Origin of the sequence: Blautia difficilis (assembly GCF_014297245.1) — a bacterium.
GTDB classification, from domain to species: Bacteria; Bacillota; Clostridia; order Lachnospirales; family Lachnospiraceae; genus Blautia_A; species Blautia_A difficilis.
The window spans coordinates 109,652-136,157 of the sequence record NZ_JACOQG010000007.1 but is presented as its reverse complement, the minus strand read 5'-3'; the positions used below and the strand labels follow the sequence as shown (position 1 = coordinate 136,157).

The 26,506-nt window shown below is 40.2% G+C and carries 24 protein-coding genes and 1 riboswitch; of the genes, 17 read left to right on the top strand and 7 right to left on the bottom strand.

What is annotated here, in order from left to right; translation table 11 throughout:
- Nucleotides 1-266: 266 nt before the first annotated feature.
- The 14 genes from H8Z82_RS06665 (at nucleotide 267) to H8Z82_RS06600 (ending at nucleotide 14,312) form a co-directional block, all read left to right on the top strand.
- Nucleotides 267-956, top strand: coding sequence for an N-acetylmannosamine-6-phosphate 2-epimerase (locus H8Z82_RS06665; RefSeq protein ID WP_186994646.1), 690 nt, complete (start codon nucleotides 267-269; stop codon nucleotides 954-956).
- 53 nt (nucleotides 957-1,009) lie between these two features.
- Nucleotides 1,010-1,891, top strand: coding sequence for a carbohydrate ABC transporter permease (locus H8Z82_RS06660; protein WP_173742710.1), 882 nt, complete (start codon nucleotides 1,010-1,012; stop codon nucleotides 1,889-1,891).
- A gap of 42 nt (nucleotides 1,892-1,933) precedes the next feature.
- Nucleotides 1,934-2,764 carry a carbohydrate ABC transporter permease gene (locus tag H8Z82_RS06655; RefSeq protein ID WP_173742709.1) on the top strand — a complete coding sequence of 277 codons (831 nt, stop codon included), beginning with the start codon at nucleotides 1,934-1,936 and terminating at the stop codon, nucleotides 2,762-2,764.
- A gap of 62 nt (nucleotides 2,765-2,826) precedes the next feature.
- Nucleotides 2,827-4,206 carry an ABC transporter substrate-binding protein gene (locus H8Z82_RS06650; protein ID WP_243176410.1) on the top strand — a complete coding sequence of 460 codons (1,380 nt, stop codon included), beginning with the start codon at nucleotides 2,827-2,829 and terminating at the stop codon, nucleotides 4,204-4,206.
- Between the two features lie 2 nt (nucleotides 4,207-4,208).
- A complete protein-coding gene (locus tag H8Z82_RS06645) occupies nucleotides 4,209-5,183 on the top strand; it encodes a D-isomer specific 2-hydroxyacid dehydrogenase family protein (protein WP_186994645.1) in 975 nt (324 codons plus the stop codon).
- 18 nt (nucleotides 5,184-5,201) lie between these two features.
- The gene (locus H8Z82_RS06640) at nucleotides 5,202-6,116 is read left to right on the top strand and encodes a dihydrodipicolinate synthase family protein (RefSeq protein ID WP_173742707.1); all 915 of its coding nucleotides are present in this window, start codon (nucleotides 5,202-5,204) and stop codon (nucleotides 6,114-6,116) included.
- A gap of 90 nt (nucleotides 6,117-6,206) precedes the next feature.
- Nucleotides 6,207-7,094, top strand: coding sequence for an ROK family protein (locus H8Z82_RS06635; protein ID WP_186994644.1), 888 nt, complete (start codon nucleotides 6,207-6,209; stop codon nucleotides 7,092-7,094).
- 11 nt (nucleotides 7,095-7,105) lie between these two features.
- Entirely contained in the window at nucleotides 7,106-7,954 is an 849-nt protein-coding gene (locus H8Z82_RS06630; RefSeq protein ID WP_186994643.1) for a MurR/RpiR family transcriptional regulator, read from the top strand.
- Nucleotides 7,955-8,045: 91 nt separating this feature from the next.
- On the top strand, nucleotides 8,046-8,789 hold the full coding sequence (gene nagB / locus H8Z82_RS06625) for a glucosamine-6-phosphate deaminase (RefSeq protein ID WP_186994642.1): 744 nt from the start codon (nucleotides 8,046-8,048) through the stop codon (nucleotides 8,787-8,789).
- 25 nt (nucleotides 8,790-8,814) lie between these two features.
- Entirely contained in the window at nucleotides 8,815-9,918 is a 1,104-nt protein-coding gene (gene nagA, locus H8Z82_RS06620; protein WP_186994641.1) for an N-acetylglucosamine-6-phosphate deacetylase, read from the top strand.
- Nucleotides 9,919-10,115: 197 nt separating this feature from the next.
- Nucleotides 10,116-10,847, top strand: a complete 732-nt coding sequence (locus H8Z82_RS06615; protein ID WP_019160451.1) for a histidine phosphatase family protein — start codon at nucleotides 10,116-10,118, stop codon at nucleotides 10,845-10,847.
- A gap of 47 nt (nucleotides 10,848-10,894) precedes the next feature.
- Nucleotides 10,895-11,860, top strand: coding sequence for an alpha/beta hydrolase (locus H8Z82_RS06610; RefSeq protein WP_186994656.1), 966 nt, complete (start codon nucleotides 10,895-10,897; stop codon nucleotides 11,858-11,860).
- A gap of 16 nt (nucleotides 11,861-11,876) precedes the next feature.
- Entirely contained in the window at nucleotides 11,877-13,697 is a 1,821-nt protein-coding gene (locus tag H8Z82_RS06605; RefSeq protein ID WP_186994640.1) for a DUF6320 domain-containing protein, read from the top strand.
- 36 nt (nucleotides 13,698-13,733) lie between these two features.
- The gene (locus tag H8Z82_RS06600) at nucleotides 13,734-14,312 is read left to right on the top strand and encodes a thiamine phosphate synthase (protein ID WP_186994639.1); all 579 of its coding nucleotides are present in this window, start codon (nucleotides 13,734-13,736) and stop codon (nucleotides 14,310-14,312) included.
- 129 nt (nucleotides 14,313-14,441) lie between these two features.
- On the opposite strand, the gene thiC is transcribed toward H8Z82_RS06600, so the two are convergent.
- The 3 genes from thiC to H8Z82_RS06585 form a co-directional block, all read right to left on the bottom strand.
- The gene (thiC, locus tag H8Z82_RS06595) at nucleotides 14,442-15,752 is read right to left on the bottom strand and encodes a phosphomethylpyrimidine synthase ThiC (RefSeq protein ID WP_186994638.1); all 1,311 of its coding nucleotides are present in this window, start codon (nucleotides 15,750-15,752) and stop codon (nucleotides 14,442-14,444) included.
- Nucleotides 15,753-16,009: 257 nt separating this feature from the next.
- Nucleotides 16,010-16,118: riboswitch (TPP riboswitch) on the bottom strand.
- A 52-nt stretch (nucleotides 16,119-16,170) separates the two neighbouring features.
- Nucleotides 16,171-17,172, bottom strand: a complete 1,002-nt coding sequence (locus H8Z82_RS06590) for a fibronectin type III domain-containing protein (RefSeq protein WP_186994637.1) — start codon at nucleotides 17,170-17,172, stop codon at nucleotides 16,171-16,173.
- A 189-nt stretch (nucleotides 17,173-17,361) separates the two neighbouring features.
- Nucleotides 17,362-17,640 (bottom strand): type II toxin-antitoxin system HicB family antitoxin, encoded by a 279-nt coding sequence (locus H8Z82_RS06585; protein ID WP_019160457.1) that lies wholly within the window; start codon nucleotides 17,638-17,640, stop codon nucleotides 17,362-17,364.
- A 185-nt stretch (nucleotides 17,641-17,825) separates the two neighbouring features.
- Here H8Z82_RS06585 and H8Z82_RS06580 point away from each other — a divergent pair, with 185 nt between their 5' ends.
- Nucleotides 17,826-18,635 carry a DNA-3-methyladenine glycosylase family protein gene (locus tag H8Z82_RS06580; RefSeq protein WP_186994636.1) on the top strand — a complete coding sequence of 270 codons (810 nt, stop codon included), beginning with the start codon at nucleotides 17,826-17,828 and terminating at the stop codon, nucleotides 18,633-18,635.
- A gap of 41 nt (nucleotides 18,636-18,676) precedes the next feature.
- Nucleotides 18,677-18,967: a hypothetical protein gene (locus H8Z82_RS06575; RefSeq protein WP_019160459.1), complete on the top strand. Its 291-nt coding sequence runs from the start codon at nucleotides 18,677-18,679 to the stop codon at nucleotides 18,965-18,967.
- 235 nt (nucleotides 18,968-19,202) lie between these two features.
- Here the strand turns inward: H8Z82_RS06575 and H8Z82_RS06570 are convergent, their stop codons facing one another.
- A complete protein-coding gene (locus H8Z82_RS06570; RefSeq protein WP_019160460.1) occupies nucleotides 19,203-19,838 on the bottom strand; it encodes an endonuclease III domain-containing protein in 636 nt (211 codons plus the stop codon).
- Between the two features lie 199 nt (nucleotides 19,839-20,037).
- Here H8Z82_RS06570 and H8Z82_RS06565 point away from each other — a divergent pair, with 199 nt between their 5' ends.
- Nucleotides 20,038-21,180: an MBL fold metallo-hydrolase gene (locus H8Z82_RS06565; RefSeq protein WP_186994655.1), complete on the top strand. Its 1,143-nt coding sequence runs from the start codon at nucleotides 20,038-20,040 to the stop codon at nucleotides 21,178-21,180.
- An 89-nt stretch (nucleotides 21,181-21,269) separates the two neighbouring features.
- On the opposite strand, the gene H8Z82_RS06560 is transcribed toward H8Z82_RS06565, so the two are convergent.
- The 3 genes from H8Z82_RS06560 to H8Z82_RS06550 all read right to left on the bottom strand — a co-directional run bounded on the left by H8Z82_RS06560 (nucleotide 21,270) and on the right by H8Z82_RS06550 (nucleotide 26,480).
- Nucleotides 21,270-23,537, bottom strand: a complete 2,268-nt coding sequence (locus H8Z82_RS06560; protein WP_019160462.1) for a glycogen/starch/alpha-glucan phosphorylase — start codon at nucleotides 23,535-23,537, stop codon at nucleotides 21,270-21,272.
- Nucleotides 23,538-23,698: 161 nt separating this feature from the next.
- Nucleotides 23,699-24,601 carry an AraC family transcriptional regulator gene (locus H8Z82_RS06555; RefSeq protein ID WP_243176409.1) on the bottom strand — a complete coding sequence of 301 codons (903 nt, stop codon included), beginning with the start codon at nucleotides 24,599-24,601 and terminating at the stop codon, nucleotides 23,699-23,701.
- Between the two features lie 100 nt (nucleotides 24,602-24,701).
- Entirely contained in the window at nucleotides 24,702-26,480 is a 1,779-nt protein-coding gene (locus H8Z82_RS06550; protein WP_186994635.1) for an ATP-binding protein, read from the bottom strand.
- Nucleotides 26,481-26,506 lie beyond the last annotated feature (26 nt).

Below are 26,506 nucleotides of genomic sequence, written 5' to 3'. Positions count from 1 at the left end.
TTGAGAACTATGAGTTTTGGCGCATAAAAAATTGTATGAATTAAATATACTAAACGTGAAACTAATTACGATAACATAAAAGCGAAATGAAAAAAATATCAAATATATCATATGATAAACACAAAAATACAATAAATACGTTGGAAAACAAAACAAAAAACAACAATATGCACAAACAATATGAAAAAATTTCCAATAAACACAAACGATATTGAAAAAAATATTAAAAAAGAGTATGATTTGAGCAAATGGAGGAGGTAATGATAATGAATCAAAAAATAGAAGCATTAAAAGGGGAACTAATTGTATCTTGTCAGGCTCTTTCACAGGAGCCGCTTCATTCTTCATATATTATGAGCAGAATGGCAGTAGCAGCATTGGAAGGCGGGGCTAAAGGAATAAGGGCTAATACCAGAGAAGATATTAAGGCTATTCAAGAACAAGTAGATCTTCCGATTATTGGAATAGTAAAAAGAGATTATCCTGATTGTAAGGTATATATTACCCCTACTATGAAGGAGGTAGATGAGTTGATGGAAGTTAAGCCTGAGATTATAGCTTTGGATGCTACTGGGGCACTTCGCCCAGGGGGAATAACACTCAAACAATTCATAGAACAGATTAGAAAAAAATATCCGGATCAGCTTTTGATGGCAGATTGCTCAACTGTTAAGGAAGCACAATATGCAGATCAGATAGGGTTTGATTTTATAGGAACAACCATGGTAGGGTATACAGAACAAAGCGTGGGTGACAAAATTGAAAAAGATGATTTTCGCATTATCAGAGAAATTTTAAATTCAGTAAAACATCCGGTAATTGCGGAAGGAAATATTAATACACCTGAAAAAGCTAAGAGAGTTAAAGAACTGGGAGTTTTCAGTATTGTAGTTGGTTCAGTTATTACTCGCCCACAATTGATTACCAGAGCATTTGTAGATGCATTACATAAATAAATATAAAGAGCTCCAGTAAAACGAAAATTATTGCGGAAAGGAAGGATATTATTTTGAAGAGGAAGCGGGAAAACGGTGAAAATAGATTTGCCTATATTGTAAATGCGCCCATGATTATTTATCTGGCCTGTTTTCTGGCATTTCCAATGATATGGGGATTGTATATGAGTTTTACAAACAAGACAATTGGAAATCCTGCATCGTTTGTTGGATTGAAAAACTATATCAGACTTTTGGGAGATCCGGAATATAGGAGATCAATTTTAAATACTGTATTTTTTACTGCTATTTCTATAGCTGTAAAAACAGTTCTTGGAATGCTCATGGCATTATCTTTGAATCAGAAATTTAAAGGCAGAAATGTAGCAAGGGCATTGCTGATGATTCCATGGACGTTGCCGAACATTGTTGTAGTTTATAACTGGCGTTGGATTTTTAATTCAACAGGTGGAATTGCCAATCATATATTAAAATCTCTGCATATTACAAATTCAGATATTATCTGGTTCGGATCAGCAGGACTTGCAATGACTACAATCATTGTAGCTAATGTATGGAGAGGAACACCATTTTTTGGAGTTTCTATTTTGGCTAAGTTGCAGACAATTCCAAAGGATTATTATGAAGCTGCGGAAATTGATGGGGCTGGTCTTTGGAAGAAATTCAGATATATTACATTACCGGAAGTAAAAGATGTAACTATTTTATCTGCACTTATGAGTACTATTTGGACCATTAATGAATTTGAGACAGTGTGGTTATTAACCGGGGGCGGTCCAAACGGAACAACAGAAGTTATGAATGTATATAGTTATAAGACTGCTATGAGAAGTATGATGCTTGGACGAGGTATTGCAGTTGCAGTACTTGCAATGCCGATTCTTATGATTCTTATTAGTATCCTGACACGCCGTATGCTGCCGGAAAATGAATGATTGTGAGGTATTGCGTGTGCGGAAAAATGAAAGGAGAATTATATGAAAACTAAAAAGAAAACAGCATTACTTGGAAGGATATATCTGATCATATGTCTGATAGTTGCATTATTTCCAATATACTGGATGATCAATACTTCCTTTAAAAGTGATTCTGAAATTTACGCAAAAATTCCGACGCTGATTCCTCATCATCCCACGGGTGGCGCGTATGCTTACTTGATTAATAATACAAATTTTCTTGCAAGTATGAAGAACAGTTTGATTATTGCTATATCCGTTTCGGTATTTTCAATTTTAATAGCATATCCTGTTGCGTACACTTTATCAAGAGTAAAATTTAAAGGAAGACGAGTATTTTCAAAATCAGTATTATTTATGTATTTATTACCAACTACAGTTCTGTATATTCCATTATACATGTTGGTATCTAAAATGCATCTTACCAATACGATTTGGGGGTTGATTGTAATTTATCCTACATTTACATTGCCCTATGTTGCATGGATTCTTATTCCGCATATAGCAGCTGTTCCGAAGGAACTTGAGGAAGCTGCGAAGGTAGACGGATGTTCCAGGATAGGTACCATGTATAAAATTGTATTTCCACTGGCGTTGCCAGGGATTATATCTACTACAATTTTTACGTTTGCAATGTGTTGGGGAGAATATATGTATGCATTGGTAAATCTGACATCAAGTCAAGTGCAGACTTTCCCACTGGTTATTTCAGGATTGATCTATGGTGATATGCCACCTTGGAATCAGTTAATGGCGGGCGGTGTTCTTGCTGGTATTCCTATTATAGTGATTTATATGCTGGCTTCCAGTGGATTAGTTGGCGGAGCAACTGACGGTGGTGTAAAAGGATAATATTAAAAAGCTAATATAATAGAAAATAATAAAAATGAAAAGTTAAAAGGAGGAACTTCTATATGAGAAAAAAATTATTATCAATGGTGATGGCAGGAACATTGGCTCTTTCATTTACTGCATGCGGAGGAAGTAGTTCCACTGATACAGAAAAAAATACGGATACTGCCAGCACGACAGAAACGCAAACAGAAGATAGTAAAACAGCGTCTGATAAAAAGTCTATTACTATCTGGGTGGAAAAAATCTTCAGTGATGACGCGAATACTAAAATGGAAGAAAGGCTGAAGGAATATGAAAAAGAAAAAGATGTAACAGTAAATTGTGAAATGGTAGCTGCTACAGATTTTGTAACAAAATTAAATGCTGCAATTGAAGCTGGCCAGAGTGTTCCGGATATTATTTCTGCAGACACAACGAAGGTATTAAATTATTATCCGAATATTCCGTGTAATGATGTGACAGATCTTGTTAATAAAATAAATGAGGAACGACCATATTTGCAGGCAAGTTATGACGGAACTAAGATCGATGATAAATATTATTATGTACCGTTTTATAGTTCTTCTACGTTAATGTTTATCAGAAAAGATAAATTTGAAGAAGCTGGTATTACTAAAATGCCGGAAACTTGGGATGAAGTGTTTGAGGATGCAAAAAAGGTAAGCGACCCAGATAATGATTTTTATGGACTTGCAATGGGCTGTGGTGAAAATGATGATGATGACGAAAACACTATTAGACAATATATGTGGAATGAGGGCGGATATCTGTTTAATGAAGATGGGGAAATAGTTGCCGATGATAAAGTAACAGCTGTATTTGATAAATATGCAGAATTATATAAAGACAAAGTAATTCCGCAGGATGCAACAACCTGGGATGCAGGTGGAAATAATGGTTCTTATCTGGCAGGACGTACAGCAATTTGTTTTAATGCACCTACATTATATAATGCATTGGTATCTGATGAACAATATAAAGAACTCTTAGATAATACTGTTGTTTTGGCTCCTCCTGCAGGAAACGAAAATAGTGTATATATGAATTTTAACCGTGGATTTGCAGTTATGAATACCTGTAAAGATACTGACCTGGCTTCAGATGTAATTTCTTATCTTCTGGATAAAGATTGGTATGATTCCTATATGGAAGAAATAGCACCTGTATTTGCACCTGTATTTGAAGATGCAAAGGAAAATACAACATGGAAAGACAATAAAGTAAATGCTCAGGCATTGAAGTATGTAGAGAATGCTTCTGGTTATTATGGATATCCTGTAAAAACAATTAAGGGACGTACAGTTGCAGCTAAACATTATTTTACATACCCATTTGTAAAAGCAGTTAACCAGGTAGCAACAGGCACTGCTGATTCATCAGAAGCTTTAAAAAGTATGACTGCTGCAATTGAAGATTTTCAGGATCAGGTAGGTGAATAAGGATGAAGACAAAAGTATGGTTAAATCTGGATCCGCAGAAAGTGGATGTAAATTATTTATACAGAAAGTTTGAAGAAATGGGGTGTGATTTTGAAGCTGAAGCAATTCCGGATAATGATCCGGAATTGCTAGTGAAAAAAGCACAGAATGTTGATATTGTGGTTGCAACTATGGAACCATGGAATGAAACAACGCTTGGTGCAGTAAAGGGAAAAGTAAAATTTATTCAAAAATATGGAACAGGAGTAGACTCTGTAGATTTAAAAGCTGCAGGAAAAAATGGGATTCCTGTTGCTAATATTCCGGGAGCCAATGCACCTGCGGTGGCAGAGGTTGCCATGATGCATATATTGAATTTAGGCAGACGATTTACTCCGTGTGTAGAGGGCTGTAGAAAAGGAATCTGGCCTTCAACAGTTACAGGAAATGAATTAGATGGGAAAACAGTGGGACTTGCAGGATATGGACGTGTAGCAAAAAATCTTGCGCGGATGATATCTGGATTTTCTGTTAAGATTATTGCATATGATCCATTTGTGAAAGAAGCGGAACCGGGACAGAATGTTACTTTTGTGGATACTTTGGAAGAACTTTTTGAGCAGAGTGATATTGTGAGCCTTCATATGCCCTTCATGCCCTCAACAGCAGGAATTATTAATAAGTCATTATTTGATCGCATGAAGCCACATGCTTATTTAGTAAACACTTGCAGAGGTGGTGTAATAAATGAAGTTGATTTAATTGATGCGCTGAAATCGGGAAAATTGGCAGGGGCAGGTCTTGATGTTCTTGTAGAAGAGCCGCCAAAACCGGAGCAGCCATTGATGCATATGGATAACGTATATGTTACGTCTCACATGGGAGCTGCTTCATTGGAAAGTGAGTATCGTTCTCAGGTGATTATTGCGGATAATATAAAAGAATTTTTGGAGGGAAAACTTCCGGAAAGTGTTAGAAATAAAGAGTTTTTGGTATAATAAAAAGGAGAAATCAAAATGAATATAGAGAAATTTAAAGGAGTGTTTCCGGCTTTTTATGCATGCTATGATGAAGAAGGAGAAATTAGTGCTGAACGTACACAGGCACTGGCAGAACATTTATTGAAAAAGGGTGTGAAAGGCCTGTATGTAGGCGGATCATCAGGAGAATGTATTTATCAAAGTGTAGAAGATCGAAAGAAAACTCTGGAAAATGTAATGAAAGCGGTAAAAGGAAAACTGACAGTTATTGCTCATGTAGCATGTAACAATACAAAGGACAGTTGTGAATTGGCTGCTCATGCAGAAAGTCAGGGGGTTGATGCAATTGCAGCGATTCCGCCGATTTATTTTCATCTTCCTGAATATGCTATAGCAGAGTATTGGAATGATATTTCTGCTGCTGCACCAAATACTCCATTTATTATTTATAATATTCCACAGTTGGCAGGTACTACGCTTACCATGTCACTCTTTAAAACTATGTTGAAAAATCCAAATGTACTTGGTGTAAAAAATTCTTCTATGGCAACTCAAGATATTCAGATGTTTAAGGCTGAAGCTGGAGAAGGACATATTGTATTTAATGGTCCGGATGAGCAGTTTATTAGTGGACGTGCAATAGGAGCTGATGGAGGAATTGGTGGTACTTATGCTGTTATGCCAGAATTATTCCTGAAAATAGATGAGCTTTTTAAAGAAGGAAAAATGGAAGAGGCTCTTGCTATTCAGAATAAAGCGGATCAGATTATTTATAAAATGTGCGAAGCACATGGTAACCTTTATGCAGTAATGAAAGAAATCCTGAGAATAAATGAAAAGGTTAATATTGGAAGTGTGCGGAAACCTCTTCCTGATTTAATTCCTGAGGATATGATGATTGTTAAAGAGGCAGCCGAGATGATTCGTGATGCGATTGCAGCACTAAAATAAGCATATGGTAAGGACAGGGCGCGCATACTGTGGTAGAACATAGTGTGCGCGTTTGACGTTAATATAAAAATGCGAGTAAAGGGAGTAATTATGAAAGAGTATGTATGCATTGATATAGGTGGAACTGCTATTAAAGCTGGTGTGTTAGATGAAAATGCAAGGATAATTGAGCAACTGAATATTCCTACGGAGGCAATGCAGGGAGGCAGTTATGTGCTTGCCAGAGTAAAGAAGATTATAGAACGATATGCTGTTTTAAGAAAAATCACAGGAATCTGTATTTCTACTACGGGTATGGTTGATGCTGCTCAGGGGAGTATTATATACGCAAATGAAAATATGCCAGGATATATGGGAATAAATTTAAAAAAAGAAATAGAAAAAACATTTGGAATTCCCTGTGAGGTGGAGAATGATGTAAATTGTGCAGGATTGGCAGAATATTGGAATGGAGCAGCCAAAAAAAGTCAAAGTGCATTATGTATGACCATTGGAACTGGGATTGGCGGCTGCGCGATTGTTAATGGACAATTACTCAGAGGAATATCTTATTCTGCATGTGAAGTAGGATATATGAATATTAATGGAAATCGATTTGAAAATCAGGCGTCAACTACTGCATTGGTAAAAAAAGTAGCAGAGAGAAAGAAAGATAAGATATCTGAATGGAATGGGAAAAGAATTCTTGAATCTGCTGAGAAAAATGATAAAATTTGTATAGAAGCAATAAATGAAATGGCAGAAATTCTTGGACTTGGTATTGCTAATATTTGTTATGTTTTAAACCCGGAAATAGTAGTTCTTGGCGGTGGAATTATGCAAAGGGAAAGTATTCTGACAGATGGTATACGTAAGTCTGTGAAAAATAATCTTTTGCCGGCAATATCATCTCATATGCGCCTAGAACTTGCACATTATCATAATGCGGCAGGGATGACAGGAGCTTGGTACTGTTTCCGAAAAGCACATGAATTTTAAAGGAGAAGTGTATGGAGTTTGATGAAAAGTCTGTTGTGCCGGTATTAGAAGCTAAGTATGACAGTTTTACTCAATCAGAGAAAAATATTGCGGATTTCTTTTTGAAAAATAAAAATCAGGCAGATTACTCAATCGAGACATTATCACAAAAATTATTTGTGTCGAAAGCCTCAATATCAAGGTTTGTAAAAAAATGTGGGTTTAGAGGTTATAGAGAATTCATTTATCAGTATGAAAAATCTTTAAACAGTGTGAGAAAAGATGTAGCTGACAGCACCAAAACAGTATTGGATACATATCAGGAATTGATTACAAAAACATACAGCCTGATGAATGAGGCTCAGATTACCAGAGTGATTAATTTGCTTGGAATAACTCCCAGAGTTATTGTATGTGGAGCAGGAAGTTCTGGGCTGGCAGCTACTGAGATGGAAAGTCGGTTTATGAGAATTGGAATTGATATAGATTCTCTTACTGATGCAGATAGAATTCGCATGCAAGCGGTTTTTTGCAATGAAGAAAGTTTGATTATAGGAATTAGTGTAAGTGGAGAAAATGAATCAGTATTGTACTTGTTAAAGGAGGCACATCAGAGAGGAGCTAAAACAGTACTAATTACTTCAAGAGATAGTTTGTTTTTCAGAGAATTTTGTGATGAAGTAATATTGATTTCATCAAGAAAAATGCTAAACAGTGGAAATGTGATATCACCACAATTTCCTATTTTAATTATGATTGATATTATTTATAATGAATATATTTATCTCAATCGTAGAGAAAAGTTGGCAATGCATAGTGATACTTTGCGAGCATTAAAGTCGAAGGAGCATTATATGCTAAACGGAACGGGAAAAATATAATCGGAAAATTATTTTGCTATATTGTAGCTTGTATAATTAAATATATATATTATAATGAAAATACACATATTGAAAGAGGAGGAAAATCGGTATGATTATTTACGAAGGAAAGGATTATCAGGACGTAAGCAGAAAGGCGGCAAATATTATGTCTGCCCAGATTATTATGAAACCAAATGCAGTTCTCGGACTTGCAACAGGTTCTACACCGGTTGGCATGTATAAACAGCTGATCGAATGGTACAAAAAAGGGGACTTGGATTTCTCACAGATTACTTCAGTGAATCTTGATGAGTACAAAGGTCTTTCAGGGGATAATGACCAGAGCTATCGTTATTTTATGAATATGAATCTGTTTGACCATGTAAATATTGATAAGACAAGAACTTATGTACCTAACGGACTGGAAGAGGACAGTGACAAAGCATGTGCAGATTATAATGAAGTGATCCGCAATGTGGGAGGTATTGACATGCAGCTTCTGGGAATTGGCGGAAACGGACATATTGGTTTCAATGAACCCGGAGAAGCTTTTGAGAAGGAAACTCACTGCGTAGACCTTACAGAGAGCACCATCAAGGCAAATGCAAGATTCTTCGAAAGTATGGATGAAGTTCCGAAACAGGCATACACTATGGGAATCAAGAACATTATGGCAGCAAAGAAAATTCTTCTTGTAGCAACAGGAAGTGCCAAGGCAGATGCTTTGTACAAATCCCTGTACGGACCGATTACACCAAATGTACCGGCATCTATCCTTCAGCTTCATCAGGATGTAACTGTAGTGGCAGATGAAGATGCTTTAAGTCTTATTAAAGAAAAAGGACTTCTGTAAAATATACAGTAAAGGGTGTAGAAAAATGATCATTAAAAATGGTAATGTATTTCAGGAAGATGGAAACTATAAAGTAACAGATTTATATATAGAAAACGGCAGGCTTGTAGCTTCTGAGGAAGAAGTGACAGATAAAACAGAGCTGGATGCGTCCGGTCTGAAAGTACTTCCTGGTCTGGTTGATATTCACAGCCACGGTGCAGTGAGACATGATTTCTCAGATGCAGATGTGGATGGCCTGAAAGTTATTCTTCAGTATGAGAGATCACAGGGGGTAACTTCTTATTGTCCCACATCCATGACTCTTCCAAAAGAAGAACTTCTGAAAATCTTTCAGACGGCAAAGGATGTAGATCAGGATGAGACCTGTGCCCGTATTGTTGGTATCAATATGGAAGGACCATTCCTTGATCCTGCAAAAAAAGGTGCACATGTAGAAGGATATATCCGCAAACCGGATATTGAATTTTTCAGAGAGTGTAATGAGGCGGCAGGTGGACTGATCAAACTGGTAACTCTTGCTCCGAATATGGAAGGTGCAGAAGAATTTATCAGGGAACTGCATAATGAAACAGTTATTTCTATTGGACATACAGCGGCAGATTATGACTGTGCTGCACAGGCTATGAAGCAGGGGGCAGTTCATGTAACCCATCTTTATAATGCCATGAATCCTATGGGACACAGAGAACCGGGAGTGATCGGTGCAGCAGCAGATAATGAAGACTGTATGGTAGAACTGATCGGTGACGGGATCCATATCCATCCGGCAACTGTAAGAAATACTTTCCGCCTTTTTGGAGACAGCAGAGTGATTCTGATCAGTGACTCTATGATGGCAACCGGTATGGAGAACGGTAAATATGAACTGGGTGGCCAGGAAGTAACTATGAAAGACAGAAAAGCTACTTTGGCAGACGGTACGATCGCAGGTTCTGCAACTTGTCTCTTTGACTGTATGAAGAGCGTTATCTCCATGGGAGTTCCGGAGAGAGAAGCAATTCTTGCTGCAACTGCAAATCCGGCAAAGAGTATTGGAATTTTTGATGAAGTAGGTTCTCTTACTCCTGGAAAACGTGCGGATATTGTTCTGGCAGATGAAGAACTAAATATTGTAAAAGTGTTATAAAAATAAATGACAGGGGATATGGCAGAATTATTTTGAAAAAATAATCTGCTGTATCCCCTGTATTAATATTCGAATTATTATCTAACTCGCCATGGGTTGTTACAGCGAATATCCCAGCAGTTACATATTGGAAAACAAGTGTCTATAGTATATAATTAGAAAACAGAAAGAATGTGAAATGAAAGGATAAAGGAAGAATGAAATTATTGATAGTACGTCACGGAGACCCTGATTATACCATAGATTCTCTTACAGAGAAGGGATGGAGAGAGGCTGAGTTTCTCTCAGAGAGATTAACAAAACTGGAGATCAGAGACTTTTATGTTTCACCGTTGGGAAGGGCAAAGGATACTGCTTCTCCTACCCTGAAAAAGATGAACCGAACAGCCACAGAATGTGACTGGCTGCGAGAATTTGACGTACTGATCGATCGGCCGGATGTAACGGATAAGAAGATTATTCCCTGGGACTGGCTGCCGCAGGACTGGACAAGGGATGAGAGATTCTATCAGTATGATCACTGGTTTGAAAATGAAAGAATGCTGGCATCGGATCTGAAGGGGCATTATGATTATGTGACAGGAAAGCTCGATGAACTGCTTGCAAAGCACGGATATGTGAGGGATGGGCATTGTTATAAAGTAGTAGAGAGTAATGAAGATACACTTGTATTTTTCTGTCATTTTGGACTGGAATGTGTGCTGCTCAGCCATTTGCTGAATATATCTCCGATGGTATTGTGGCATGGAGTATGTGCTGCCCCGAGTTCTGTAACAACCTTGAATACAGAAGAGCGGAGAGAGGGAATTGCAGCTTTCCGAATGAGTGCGTTTGGTGATATTTCACATTTGTATGTACATGATGAAGTGCCTGCGTTTGCAGCCAGATTCTGTGAAACCTATGGGAATACAGCAGAGCGGCATGACTGATTCATTTGTACAGCAGAAAGGAAGATAAAGCATTGATATCAAAGACAATGAAAACAATTCTCCATGCATTATCGGTCGGGAACATTGAGGTGGAAACGTCCAGAAGACTGGCAGATCTTAAGCAACTGGATGCAACAAGGATTTTTCTGAAAAAAATGGATACAAAGGTATACAATGGAGAACATGTAGTTCCCATACGCCTCTATTTTCCAACAGAGAATGCTATGAGTGCAGGAATTGAGGAGGGCAGTACTTTTCCGGTATTGTTGTTTTTTCATGGAGGCGGCTGGGTGACGGAAAGCGTGGAAAATTATGACCGCGTCTGTTCCAGAATGGCACAGGCTACTGCTCATATTGTGGTATCAGTGGAATACAGGCTGGCGCCTGAACACAGATTTCCGATACCGTTGGAGGATTGTTATGCTGCAACCAGGGCATTATATACGAATCAGCTGATCATAAATACAGATCCTGAGGAAATTACAATTGTAGGTGATAGTGCAGGGGGAAATCTGGCAGCTGCAGTGTGTCTCATGGCAAGAGACCGGGGAGAGTTCATGCCCAGACGCCAGATTCTGATTTATCCGGCACTGGGAAACTGTTATACAGAGAAATCTCCCTTTAGATCTGTGCAGGAAAATGGCAGTGATTATCTTTTGACTGCTGTAAAAATGGAGGATTATCTTAATTTGTATCAAAGTTCACCGTCAGATAGAAATAATCCATATTTTGCCCCAATTGTTGAAGAAAATCTTAAAAATCTGCCGGAAACCCTTATCCTTACAGCTGAATATGACCCTCTTCGCGATGAGGGAGAGGCATATGGAAAGAAACTGCGGGAAGCAGGAAATCAGGTGGAAATCCGTAGAATAAGCGGTGCATTTCACGGATTTTTTGCGTTGGGATTTAAGTTTTTGCATGTGCAGGAAAGCTTTGGATATATTAATCAATTTCTGAACGCAAGCTATGAAAAAATTCTGCATCTGAGTATCAATGATGAAAAGATAAAGTGACCGGAAGGCGAAAAATATGAGAACAGAATATTCTAATTGGAGAAAACTGGATAATGCAGCTCTGGCATTTCCACTTGTAACAGGGGAAAATGATACAAGAGTTTTTCGTTTTTACTGTCAGCTGAAGGAGGAAGTAGACAGTGATATTCTTCAGCAGGCTTTGGACAGAACTATGGAGAAATATCCATTGTTTCAGGCAGTATTGCGAAAGGGTCTTTTCTGGTTTTATCTGGAGCACTGCGATATCAGAGCATTGGTAAAACCGGAGACAGAGCCGCCTTGCAGTCGTCTGTATATTCCAGACAAAAAATCCCTGCTGTTTCAGGTGAGCTATTATAAAGAACGAATTAATTTTGAAGTATTTCATGCGTTGACAGATGGCACCGGGGCCATGCATTTTCTCCAGGAGCTTGTACAGAATTATCTTATTCTGGCCCATCCAAAGGAGAATTTTCCGGAGATAGGAAGGGATAAGAAAACAGGTCGCGGAAACATAGAGGAAGATAGCTTTTCCCAGTATTATTCCTCTGATATTCCAAAGAACAGGGAGAAGAAAAAAGCAGCTGTAAAGCTGAAGGGGGAGAAGCTGATCCATTCAGATATGCATATCTCGGAAGTGGTTCTTTCTGTAAAAGAGGTTCATCAGAAGGCTCGTTCCTACGGTGTGTCCATAACAGTGCTGCTTACAGCGGTGATGCTCTGTTCTATCCGTGAGGAGATCCCAAAGAACCAGCAGAAGCGTCCGGTGACACTGATGATACCTGTAAACCTGAGAAATTATTTTCCGTCCCAGTCCATGACAAATTTCTTTGGATGGATTGAGGTTGGTTATACTTTTTCTGATACAACAACCTTTGAAGAAGTATTGACGGATGTAAAGCGGCAGTTTGAACAGGAACTGGAAAAAGATAAAATAGCCATGCATATGAATGACTATGTAAGGATTGAGAAAAATATATTTGTCCGTGCCGTTCCTCTGGAAATTAAGAAATATTTTCTGATGATCGGAGCGAATCTGGGAAGCAGAAGTATTACTGCTGTTTACTCTAATATTGGTATTATACGTCTTCCTGAGGAGTATAGAGAATATATTCGGCATTTTGGGATTTTTGCCAGTACTAATTCCCTGCAGATGTGTTCCTGTTCTTATGGAGATGAGATGGTGCTGGGATTTACTTCCAAAATACCGGATGACAGTATTCAGAGAAACTTCCGGAGAATGTTAAGTGAGGAGGAAATTCCCCACAGAGAGTTAAAGAAGGATTTTCCCGGCTGCGGCGAACAGCAGAGACTGGAAAGAAAAGAAAATCAAAGGATTGTGCAGACCTTTAGTTTTCTGTGTCTGGCAGTTGCTGTTATCTGCGGTATGATCAATATTATGACAGCGGGAACACTGAACTGGTCCTGGTTTGCAGGTGCAGGATGTGCCTGCGCCTGGCTGGTTGTTATGGTAGCTTATTCCAAGAGAAGAAATATTTTAAAAAATGAAATCTGGCAGTTGCTGCTCATATCTGTGATTGCCATTTTGTGGGACCGGTTTACCGGATGGAGAGGCTGGTCTGTGGATTTTATTCTTCCTTTTGGAGTTCTGTCGGTTCAGTTTTCTGTTCCGGTGATTGCAAGAGTAAACCGTCTGAAACGGGAAGAATATCTGTTTTATCTTGTGCAGGCATGTATTGCCGGATTAATTCCCATGATTCTGGCATGGATGGGAGTTGTGAAGTTTGTATACCCATCTGTGATCTGTGCAGGCATCAGCATTCTGACATTGGCAGCATTGTTTATTTTCTGCAAGAAGGATACCTTACGGGAATTTCATAAAAAGCTTAGGATGTAAGAAAAATACAGGGAAGAAAATGGAGATATAAAGGATATGTATCATTTCGAATTTTATAAAAATGTGGTTGCAGTGACGAACCGTTCTCTGTGTGAACGTCCATTTTTGGAGCAGATAGAACGTGTCTGTGCCTGTCATCCAAAAGCATTGATCCTGAGGGAAAAGGATCTGCCAGAGGAAGAATATTTCCTTTTGGCAAAAGATGTGCTGGGAATCTGCAGACAATATCAGGTTTCCTGCATCCTTCATACTTATGTGGAGGCAGCCAGAAAACTGGGACATCCCTGTATCCATCTGCCATTATTTCTCCTTGAAAAATATCAGGGAAAGCTGGGTGATTTTCAGGAAACAGGATGTTCTGTACACTCTGTGGAAGATGCTCTGAAGGCACAGCAGTTAGGGGCTACCTATGTCACAGCAGGACATATTTATACAACAAATTGTAAAAAAGGACTTCCGCCAAGAGGACTGGAGTTTTTGGGAGAGGTTTGTAAGGCAGTGACAGTTCCGGTGTATGCAATAGGAGGAATTCATCCGGGGACAGATCAGCTGTTTCAGGTTATGAGGAATGGTGCAGCAGGTGGCTGTATTATGTCAGATATGATGAAGATATAAAAGATATAATAGATATAAGATATAATAGAAAAGCCACATTTCACAGGGATTAACCAAATATGGTGCCTGTGAAAATGCGGCTTTTTATATTTATGTGATTATGATTTTCTGTTTGGATCTTTTGGAGGATTATTCATCAAAAATGGTAACAATCTCTCCGTCCAGAATACGGTTGGTATTTTTAACAGCACAGAAGTTTCCGCACATACTGCAGGTGTCTTCTTTCTCCGGTTTTGCTTCTGCACGATAGCGTCTTGCCTTTTCCGGATCCATGCTGAGTCTGAACATTTCTTCCCAGTCAAGACGTTTTCTTGCTTCGCTCATCTTGTAATCCCAGTCAGCTGCGCCAGGAACTCCCTTAGCAATATCTGCTGCGTGAGCTGCGATTTTAGCTGCAATAATTCCTTCTTTTACATCAGCTGCATTAGGCAGACGAAGATGTTCTGCCGGTGTTACATAGCAGAGGAAGGAAGCTCCTGAATAGGCTGCGATAGCGCCGCCGATGGCAGAAGTAATGTGGTCATATCCGGGAGCAACATCTGTTACAAGAGGTCCAAGTACATAGAAAGGAGCACCGTGGCACAGTGTTTTCTGGATTTCCATATTGGCTGCGATCTGGTTCATCGGCATATGTCCGGGTCCTTCGATCATAACCTGTACATTCTTCTCCCAGGCGCGTTTTGTAAGCTCGCCAAGGGTGATCAGCTCTTCAATCTGAGCAGTATCTGTTGCATCTGCAAGGCATCCCGGACGACATGCATCACCCAGACTTAAGGTGATATCATATTCCTGGCAGATATCCAGGATCTCATCAAAATGCTCATAGAACGGGTTCTCTTTTCCTGTCATTTCCATCCATGCAAACATGATGGAACCGCCTCTGGAAACGATATTCATGAGACGTTTATTCTGTTTGAAACGAGCAGCAGTGGCACGGTTCATACCGCAGTGGATCGTCATGAAATCCACACCGTCTTCTGCGTGCATACGTACAATATCAATCCACTCTTCGGAAGTGATCTTGCCAAGTGCTTTGTGATAATATACAACTGCATCATAGATCGGAACAGTACCGATCATTGCCGGACATTCAGAGGTAAGCTTGCGGCGGAAGCTTCTGGTATCTCCGTAGGAACTGAGGTCCATGATGGCTTCTGCTCCCATTTCTACTGCAGAATGTACTTTTTCATATTCCATATCAACGTCTTTCCAGTCTCTGGAAACACCTAAATTTACATTGATCTTGGTAGTCAGTTTTGCACCGACACCACTTGGACTGATACTTTTGTGATTTTTGTTGCAGGGAATGATTACCTGTCCTTTTGCAATCAGTTCTCTTAATTCTTCTACGTCAAAGTGTTCTTTTTCTGCCACGATTTCCATCTGTGGTGTGATGATTCCGCGACGGGCTGCGTCCATCTGTGTTGTGTACTGTGTCATTTTTTCCTCCTTGCCCTGCACTGCGGGCCTGTTACTGCCTTCTTCTGTTGTATGCAGTAAGCTGAAATGAATTGCGCCCCCTATTTTATAGGGACTTGCACCTGCGCATATTCGTATGATAGTTATTAATCTGCTACAAATAGCCTGGCAGAGAGTGGTGCCCCCGGTCTGCCGAAAAAAATAGGGACTGCAATGCGCCAACAAGCGTATAGCAGTCCCGAAGAACTTAAATTTAATCGCAGCTGTCATTATTATGGACAGAACTACGGTTAATTTCCCTACGTTGGCATTATCCAAATCAGGTATAAGGGTCGAAGTTGAAGACTTCCTCTCAGCCTGCTGTTACAAGCTCCCCATTTATCTGTTTTTTTAGTATATTCTTGTTTGTTATATCTGTCAAGCCTTGGTTGTAAAAGAATCATACCCGGCGGAGATAAAGATAATATGCAGAATTTTTGTCGGACTGCCAGGTCTTTTTTCCTACTTTTTTGTTTGCTGCGATCTTGACGTAATAGCGGGTGCCAAGAGTCATGTTATTTAAGCGGAAGGAATTGGCACTGGTTGTTGCAGCCTTTTTGTAGGAGCTGTTGCCGGGATATTTGACATAAACCGTATAGCTCTGGGCACCGGCCACCTTGTTCCATTTGATGGTCATGCTGTTTCGTGTGTTGCCGGCTTTTTTAGGTACGATACCCTTGGCTACATATCTGGTAGTTGGGGTAGTGCTGACAAATTTCTTGCCCTGTAAAGTAAGATATGGATAAATCTCTACTTTATAGAAGGCATCCTTCTGTAACGGAAGTGTGAAGGTGTAGCGGTTATTGTAAAATTTGGTTGTTGTTTTCTTGGTCTTGTAGCTGGTATATGCTACTTTGTATCCTGTGATTGCATTATAAGGTGTTACGGTTTTCATGTTGAAGGTGTATCCCTTGTCTGAAGAATAGGAGGTTTTAATACCAACGGATTTGTATAATGTAGCACAGATGATCGTGGTGACAGTGGTGGATTCTTCAGAGTCATTGCCTGCAAGGATGGCAACTGTGTATGCCTTTCCGGGTTTCAGCTTGTTAATTTTGCATTTGGTTTTGGAAGTGGTACCGAGAACCTTGTAGCTGTCTGCACCATTGCTGGATTTGATCCGGATGGTATATTTGGTAGCCCCTTCTACTTTGTTCCAGGCAAGAGAAATAGAAGTTTCGGTAGCGGCAGTCTGGACAATATTGGAGGTTGAGCCTACATAGGTGGCATTGTCAACCTCTTCAGTGGAAAGTACAGGTGCTTCCGGAATACTGCTTTCCTCCGGTGCGGGAGCCAGGATGGCTTCAGTGGAATCGGCAAAGGCAGCTGTGGACATGCCAACAGTCAGAACAGCGCAAAGTCCCAGGCTCACAAGTAATTTTTTTAAACCTTTCATCTTCATAAAATCTCCTCCTTTTGAAGAATTGTGAGAAAAAATAAAACTCCGCAGATGATAATCAGTATTTTTTACGGAGTAAAGAGTTATGTTTATCTGATTATAACATATGGGAGTTTATATCTGTATTTTTAATATTAAGATTTCGGGACAGGATCCAGGAAGCCTGACCGTTTTTCAGGGATAACCGGCAGGTTATTCATCCCACCCGTCATACATACGGATGGTAACCTGGATGTTACGCACAACGTCCCCTTCCTGAAGTGTCAGGTCGGATTCATCAGAAACAGGGGGAAGATCCATTTCGTCTTCCATAAGTTCTGCATAGATCCAGTTGTAAGCAGCATCATTGGCATTGTCAATGGCATCCTCCAGAGAGTCTCCCTCTGCCTCGCAGCATGCCAGATCAGGGAAGAATCCATGATATCTGCCGGATTCATTTTTGCGGAAAACCGCAGGATATATAAATTTCATAAGCTTAGCTCCTCTCAAAAGTTATAATGTAATGTTATGATTTTCTCCTGTGTTTATTATATAAAGGAATCATATTTTTATGTGTTTTGGTTTACGTTTACACAGGAAATAGTATATAATACATTCATACATTCATCAAGTGATAAAAAGAATTGCCAAGTGGTAATCTGATGGGAGATCAAGCTATGCTGACAATTGAAATGGACAATTTTGACCTGGGACAGATCTGCAGGTCAGGACAGTGTTTCCGGATGGAGCAGATCGGGGAAAACAGATATCGGGTGATCGCCGGAGATATGTATCTGGAGCTGACACAGGAGAAGGGGATCGTTAATTTCTTCTGTCCGGAACTGGACTTTGTTGTATTCTGGATTCGCTATTTCGATCTGGACTGTGATTATGGGAAATACATAAACAGGATCAATCCAAGGGATAAATATCTGAAAGCTGCCGGTGAGATGGGAAGCGGTATCCGGATTTTACAGCAGGATCTTTGGGAAGTGATCATTTCTTTCCTTATTTCCCAGCAGAATAATATTACCAGGATCAAAAAATGTATTGAAAATATCTGCCGGGAATTTGGAGAGAAAAAGATAAGCAGCACAGGTGTGGAATATTATGCTTTTCCCACAGCACAGGCATTGGCAAAGGCTACTGAGGAGCAGCTGCAGGAGTGTAACCTGGGATATCGTGCCAAATATGTGCTGGATACTGCCAGAAGGGTGGTATTTGGAGATTTTGATCCGGACAAACTATATGATATGAAATATCAAAGAGCCCGCAAAGAGCTTTTGCAGCTATATGGAGTGGGAGAAAAGGTAGCTGACTGTATCTGCCTGTTTGGACTGCATCAGCTGGAGGCTTTTCCTGTAGATACACATATTCGGCAGGTGTTGGAGGAACATTACAAAAGAGGATTTCCAAACAGGAGATATCGTGACTGTAAAGGGGTGATGCAGCAGTATATTTTTTATTATGAGTTAACTGTTTCATAAAGGTTACCTGAACAAACTGCAAATCTGACGAGGAGGACAAAATGGAAATTGGAGCAATGCTTGATGAATTACGGGAAATGGCATTAAAGGATGAGAAAATTCGGCAGGAACTGATGAATACCAGGAAGGATACACATCCACTGGCTGCTTTTTGCAGTAAATGTCGGGAATTGGGATATGAAATTTATGAAATGGATCTGATCACAGCAGGGGAGGAATTTTATGCAACCATGCGCCGAAGTACTAATGGCGGCGGAGAGAATTCGCCTAAGCTGGAGGGAGAAGATGATTTTTATGAATTATTTTTTGCAAGTCTGGAGCAAAAAAACTGAAAGTATGTTATAGTCAACTTAACGTAATAGAGCGGATTATTTATTTTATTTCTTTTCTTATGGTGCTTCCTGTGGCTGGTGCGAAAAGGCGTGTATTGTGTGGAGCATAAATAGCTCCGGCCAGTGAAGAGCTGTGGCGCTCACTTATATCTGGCAGAAGCCTGTCCGCGAATTAAGCGGTGGAATGCGCAGGAGAGGCTTCTGAAAGCGGATGGGATAATAGAAGTTCTCTGATTTATACCCCGTTCTTTTCACAGATATCATTGAGACAGCATTTGTCACAGTATGGAGCTGTACGGGCAGTACATACTTCCCGGCCGTGATTGACCAGCCGGTGGCAGAGATCATTGCCTTCTTCCGGAGGAATGATTTTCCACAACTCCATTTCCACTTTTTTAGGATCCTTCAGATCATGGACCAGCCCGATCCGATTGGACAGACGGATACAGTGAGTGTCGGTCACGATTGCCGGTTTGCCGAATACATCTCCCATGATCAGGTTGGCACTTTTTCTTCCTACCCCCGGAAGCTTCAGCAGGGCATTAAAATCTTCCGGTACTTTGTCATTGTATTGTTCATGGAGAATCTTCATACAGGCATTAATATCCCTGGCCTTGCTTTTTCCCAGACCGCAGGGGCGTACAATTTCTTCAATTTCCTCCGGGGTTGCCTCTGCAAGGGCTGCTACATCCGGATATCTGGCATACAGATCCTGTACCACTACATTTACCCGGGCATCTGTACACTGTGCAGCCAGCCGTACGCTTACCAGCAGTTTCCATGCATCATCATAATCCAGGGTGCAATCTGCATCCGGATATTCTTTTTTTAATCGTCTGATCACCTCAAGGGCTAAATCCTGCTTTGTCATATGTATGATCGCTCCATTTCTTATTTGTCCCAATGGACAGATTTCTATTTTTTCGGATACAACTTACTGATTGCTATTATAATAGTTAATCTCAGGCCAGACAATAGTTATTTGTGAGGTTGCATTTTCAAATTTCCTATATTACAATTACTATAGAATTAATTCAATACTTACAAAAGGAAAAGCAATGAAAATACGAATGTATAATGTAGGGTTCGGAGACTGTTATTGTCTCCGGGACAGAAAAAAGAGCCTGTTGGTGGATTTCGGAACGAATAACAGCAGGATAGAAGGCAGACCCAGACGTGAGATCTTTGATCTGATCATATCGGATTTATCTACCATAGAATGTAAAAATTTATTGTTGACGCATTTTCATATGGATCACCTGTCAGGGCTTCTCTATATGATGAAAAATAAGGACAGTTCCTTTGATTTTGGGAAAATTTATTTGCCGGATGTCTTTTCTGAGGAAAAAATGAGCAGGACGCTGGTGCTGCTTTTGCTGGCAGATCTGGTTAAGGATTCCTGTCTTCCAAGCCGGCAGGTCAGCTTATTTGCGTTGATAGATGCCTTGCTTGAGAGACAGACCCAGACTGTGGAGCTTTTGGGCAGGGGGAAAATATTTGAGGAAAAATATCAGGCCTTATGGCCGGACGCTTATGTGACACAGCGGGAAACGAATGAAGTTTATGATCTGCTGAAAGAAAAATTTCCGGAGATTATGGACGTATTGTTGGATTTTGCGGAAAAGCTGAGACAGATTATCTGGTCGATGACAGATAAGGGAAAAGTACTTTTAGAGAATAATCAGAAAAATATCAGGGCATATGTGTATGAGCGTGAATTTCGCAGGATCAAAGCTCTTCCTGAATTTAAGGAGCTGCTTACCTGGCTAAACAGGAATCAGGTGAATTTGCGTCAGTTTAAGCATAAGATCAGCATTGTTTTTCAGAATGCAAGGGATGGAGAGCTGAATCTTTTGTTTACCGGCGATGTGCAGCCGGAGCATATGCAAATGATCGCAGATAATTATGACGGGAAGTGGCCGTTATATGAACATTACTGGTGTATCAAGGTTCCTCACCACGGAACCCAGGATCATTATTTTAATTTCTCCGGATATGAGCCTGAAAATATGATGATTTCCAATGGAATCCATTTTGCAAACAGCAAAACCCAGTCCAGGGAACTGAGGACTTCCCCTCTCTATGGTGGCCTTTTCTATATACCGGACACTCATATGTATTGTTCTAACTGTGACTGCTGCGACTGTTATGAGAACGGTTGTTCCTGTAAAGAGGCAGATGTGATCTCGCCATCCTATTATAAAGATATATAAAACAGCAGGCATTGTATATTCCAGCGCGAATATACAATGCCTGCTGTTGAATTTTTATGGATTTTTATACAATCACAAAATATATTGGATTATTTTGCCGGTGTCAGGTGCCAGATATCGTTGTTGTACTGTTCGATAGTTCTGTCAGAAGAGAAGAATCCGGCTTTTGCAATGTTAACCAGCATCTTCTTAGCCCATGCTTTTCTGTCGACATAATCAGCCAGTGCTTGATCTTTTTTCTCAACATAATCGTTGAAGTCAAGCAGTGTCATGAACCAGTCTTTGCTTACCAGTTCGTGGTGCAGTCTTTCCAGATTTTCCTTGTGGCCAAGTGCCAGCATCTTTTCACTTACAATGAAGTCAACACATTCTTTGATGCGTTTGTCATTTTCATAGATATCTCTGGAGCAGTAGTCTGCTTTCTCGTAATGCTCGATAACTTTCTCACTGGATTCACCGAAGATATAGATATTATCTTCACCGACCAGTTCACTGATCTCAACATTAGCGCCGTCCATAGTTCCCAGAGTAACAGCACCGTTCAGCATGAACTTCATGTTACCTGTACCGCTTGCTTCTTTGGAAGCCAGGGAGATCTGCTCAGAAATATCGCATGCAGGGAATAATTTCTCAGCTGCAGATACATTGTAGTTCTGAACCATAACAAGCTTCATGTATGGTGCAACTTCTGGATCATCTTTGATAAGATCCTGAAGTGTAAGCAGAAGATGAATGATATCCTTTGCGATTACATAAGCAGGAGCTGCTTTTGCACCGAAGATAAAGGTTACAGGCTGAGATGGTTTCTTTCCACCCTTGATTTCCAGATATTTGCTGATGATGTACAGAGCGTTTAACTGCTGGCGTTTGTACTCATGGAGACGTTTGATCTGGATATCATAGATGCTGTTCTCATCAATTTCAACACCTGTGTTGGACAGGATAAATTCTTTACAGGTTTTCTTAGCTTCTGTTTTGATCTCAAGAAGCTTGTTCAGAACTGCGTCATCATCCTTATATTTCAGGAGATTTTCCAGTGCAGTTGCATTTGTTTTAAACTCATCACCGATCAGAGAGGTAATATAGTCTGTCAGCGGATGATTGCAGTGCATTAACCAGCGGCGGAATGTGATACCGTTAGTCTTGTTATTGAATTTCTCCGGATAAATATCATAGAAAGCTTTCAGCTCGCTTGTTTTCAGGATTTCTGTATGCAGGGCAGCAACACCGTTGATGGAGAATCCATAGTGGATATCCATATGTGCCATGTGAACCAGATTATTTTTGTCAATGATGGCTACATTTTCCTGTGGATATTTTGCTTTGATTTTCTCATCCAGCTTTTCGATAATCGGTACAAGGTGAGGAACTACATCAAGAAGGTAGTCCATCGGCCATTTTTCCAGAGCTTCTGCGAGGATGGTATGGTTTGTGTAAGCACATACTTTGGATACAATCTCAGCAGCTTCGTCGAAGTCGATTCCGCGCTCTGTCAGGAGACGGATCAGTTCCGGAATGACCATACTTGGGTGAGTATCGTTGATCTGGATCACTGCGTAGTCTGCAAGGTCATGAAGGTTGCAGCCTTTCTTTGTTGCTTCGTCCAGGATGAACTGAGCGGCATTGGATACCATGAAATACTGCTGGAAGATACGGAGCTTACGTCCGTCATCATCACTGTCATCCGGATACAGGAACAGTGTCAGGTTGTGAAGGATGTCCTTTTTGTTAAAGGAAATTCCATCGTGAACCATGGATTCATCTGCCAGATCAATGTCAAATAAGTGCAGATGGATGGATTTGTTATTGTAGCCTGCAACATCGATATCGTACAGGGAAGATTTCAGTGAAAATCCTCGGAACGGTACAGTATAGGAAACACCTGCAGGTGTAAGCCAGCTGTGTTCTTCAATCCATGGGTTCGGAGTTTCCTTCTGAAGTCTGTTTTCAAAGAGCTGTTTGAAAAGACCCAGATGATAATTCAGACCAATACCTTCGCCCGGAAGACCGAGAGTTGCGATGGAATCCAGGAAGCATGCTGCCAGACGTCCAAGACCACCGTTTCCAAGAGATGGTTCCGGTTCCACTTCTTCGATGTCAGCGATAGCTTTTCCATTCTCTTTTAAGAATGCAGCAACATCATCATAGATTCCCAGGTTGATCAGGTTATTGGATAATAATTTACCGATCAGGAACTCTGCGGAAATATAATAAATTTTCTTCTTTCCGTCCTGATAGCCTTTTTCGAAGAGCTGATTTTTGGTATAAATTAATAATGCATTGTAAATTTCTTCATTTGTGCACTGGCGTGCGTTTTTCTTATACAGGTCATAGATGAGTTTTTCTAAATTTTCCATCGTAATCTCCCTTTCTGAAAATGAATATGTGTTTTGTATGAGTTGTTATAGATTTCTGATATTTTGAATTGTGTATGGTTTTGCCGGCAGGAGAAGCTTTCCTGCTGACATCTATAACTATATCAGCAGTCAATCTGAAAAAATACAACAAAATTGCGATTTTATGACAGGTTTCTGCGAAACTTATGAGGGGACATTCCGGTTGCCTGTTGGAACTTCTTAATGAAGTAGCTGGTGTTATTGAAGCCTACTTCCAGTGCAATCTCTGTGACAGAGGAATCAGAGTGCAGAAGCAGAGGTTTTGATTTCTCAATGCGTAGGTCGTTAATGTAGGCAATCAGGGTCTTGCCGGTATATTGCTTAAACAGTTTCATAAAGTAGTATTCACTGTAATTGGAGAGTGCAGTAAGCTCTGCAGCGGTCAGTGACTGTGAATAATTGAGGTTGATGTAGTCCAGGATTTTCTTAATAGAAGCAAGACTCTTGTTCTCTTCCTTATCTGCGGGAGTGATGTAATTTCCCATGAGCATTTCGTAGAAAAAGCTGAAGAACAGAGCCTTTAATTTTACGAAATAATATGGCTTTTTTTCTTTATGGCAGGTATGGATCTTGTCAAAAAGCAGGCAGATATTCCCGTAATTGTCATCAGATCTGGAAATAATATGGGTAAATTCCGCCTGATTTTCCATCAGCAGGGAAATGACACGTTCCTGACATAAATCTCCTGCTGGACCGGACAGGAAATTCAGGTCAAAAACAATACTCCTGAAATAAAGGATATTCTTCAGATCTGTTTTTATGCCATGGAGAACTCCACGGTTTACAATGATCAGGTCACCGGCCTTGACACGGAGGATCTCTTTATTCAGACGGACCAGTCCGCTGCCGGATTCAATATAGATCAGTTCCATCTCGTCATGCCAGTGGTTGTAGAGAGAATGGAAGATCTGGCAGTTGTCTGTATAGGTTTCTATGGGAAGTTCGAAGGAGCCGTGAGAGCTTAACTCTTTCAGGGTATCATCGACTTCAATTTGAGGAGTGATCATCATGGAAAAAATCTCCATTTCTCAATAAGATATATTTGTTGACAGGTTTGTTATTTCTATTATGAGAGAATCAAACTGGGATGTCAAATACAAAAATGGACAGGAAATGCCTGAGCACTCATAAAAGTTTCAGCAGTACAATGGAGTCAAAGTGGTCTGTGCGGTCAAGCCACTGGTAAGCTCCGTCATATTTCCGGCAGATATCCTCTATGATAGACAGTCCAAATCCATGGGAGGGTAAGGGATTGTAAGATTCCTTTTTGGTAGTCTGATGGTTAAAAATCAGTTCCGGATTCTTGGTATTATGAAGATAGATGGACAGACATTCTCCGGAAAATTCTGTGGATAGACGGATAAAAGGTTTCTGGCTGTCGGACTGGAGACAGGCTTCTATGGCATTGTCCATCAGGTTAAAAAATACACTGCACAGATCTGTGATCTCTATGGAAAGTTTATCAGGCAGAAATATTTCATAAGAAACCTGAATATGATACTGTTCTGCCCGAAGTTTCTTTCCCTCCAGAATTGCCTGTATCAGGTTATCCTGACAATAAGGATGAAAACGTTCCTTCTGAAAAGCATGGCTGAAACGATCAAGGGCAGCGGCTGCTTCCGAATATTTGTGATTGCTTAATAAGTTCTGGATATGTGTTAGGGCAGACTTCGTTTTTGTCTGCAGTGTATAAGTTTCTTCTGTGCGGAAATGAAGATGCTCCATCTGCTCCTGCTCCATCTGATGCTGTTTTTGGAGCATGGAGAACTGAGAAGCTAGCTGGATTTTTTTTAACTGGTCATTTAGTGTTTGGTAGAAAATGATGCAGATAAAAACCAGAAGAACTCCCAGGATAAAAAATTCCAGGCTGGTTTCCTGGGGGTAAAGTGTGGCCAGGAAATAAGTAAGCTGAAACAGAAAAGTGCTGATGAAAAGCAGAGGGGTTGACCGGAACTGATTTTGGGAAGGATTTGCTGTAAAGTCTGCGGATGGTGAATCTGTTTTTTCAAAAGTATGACTGGGAGCTGCTTTCTGGTAAAGCACAGATCCCAGATATTTGTCTGCTTCGATGTAATTTTGGGTATTTATCAGATATGACAGAGAAAACAGGTGATTCTCTATATCGTGATTCCATTTACGCAGGCTGGCATATTCTGCACTTAGGGTTTTAGATGTATTTAACTGCTCCTTCAGAAGAAGAGCCTCCTGCTGATGGCAGATATGCTTTTCATGTTGAAGGCGCAAGGTGCAGATTGCCCCATAAAACAGAAAAGATCCCAGTATACATAATATCCAATACAAAATGCAGAAAAAGATTTTAAGAAAAAGGGAGCATGGAAGTGCCAGCAGGTTATTGGCCAGTGCCGGAAGGATGACAGGAGAAAGTAGTTCAAAGAAAGTGACGGCTTTGAGGTAGCTGAAACACTGCTGCAAAATATGGGCCACTTTTTTCATCAGGAATAATCCAAGAGCCATATTGAAGAATTGGATGATCAGGAATTCTACAGGGGAGCACTGGGATCTCAGAGTGGAGGGAGTATATATGACAGTGGGGAACAGCAGATTATGGATCTGAAGAAAAACGCTGGAAGCAACGATCTCTGCACAGGTTTCTAATAGTACGAAAATAAAATAAACAGCCAGTTTTTGCAGAAAAGAGGCATGGAATCCAATAAAAACACAACCCAGGATAAGAATTTGAATCAGGAGTGTAAATTCTCCGCTGAGGGCGCTTCTCTTCATCAAGAAGCACAGGCTCATGGGTAAAGTGAAAAGGAACAGCAGGAAAAACAGTGAGATTTTATTCCTCACAGGAAGGAGCCGTCTGGAAAAATAAAGGATTGCAAAATTGGTATAAACGGCTGCAAGAATATCCAGGAAAAGATTAATGACAGTTTCGCTCATGATTCTACCTCTTTGTGATGTACAAG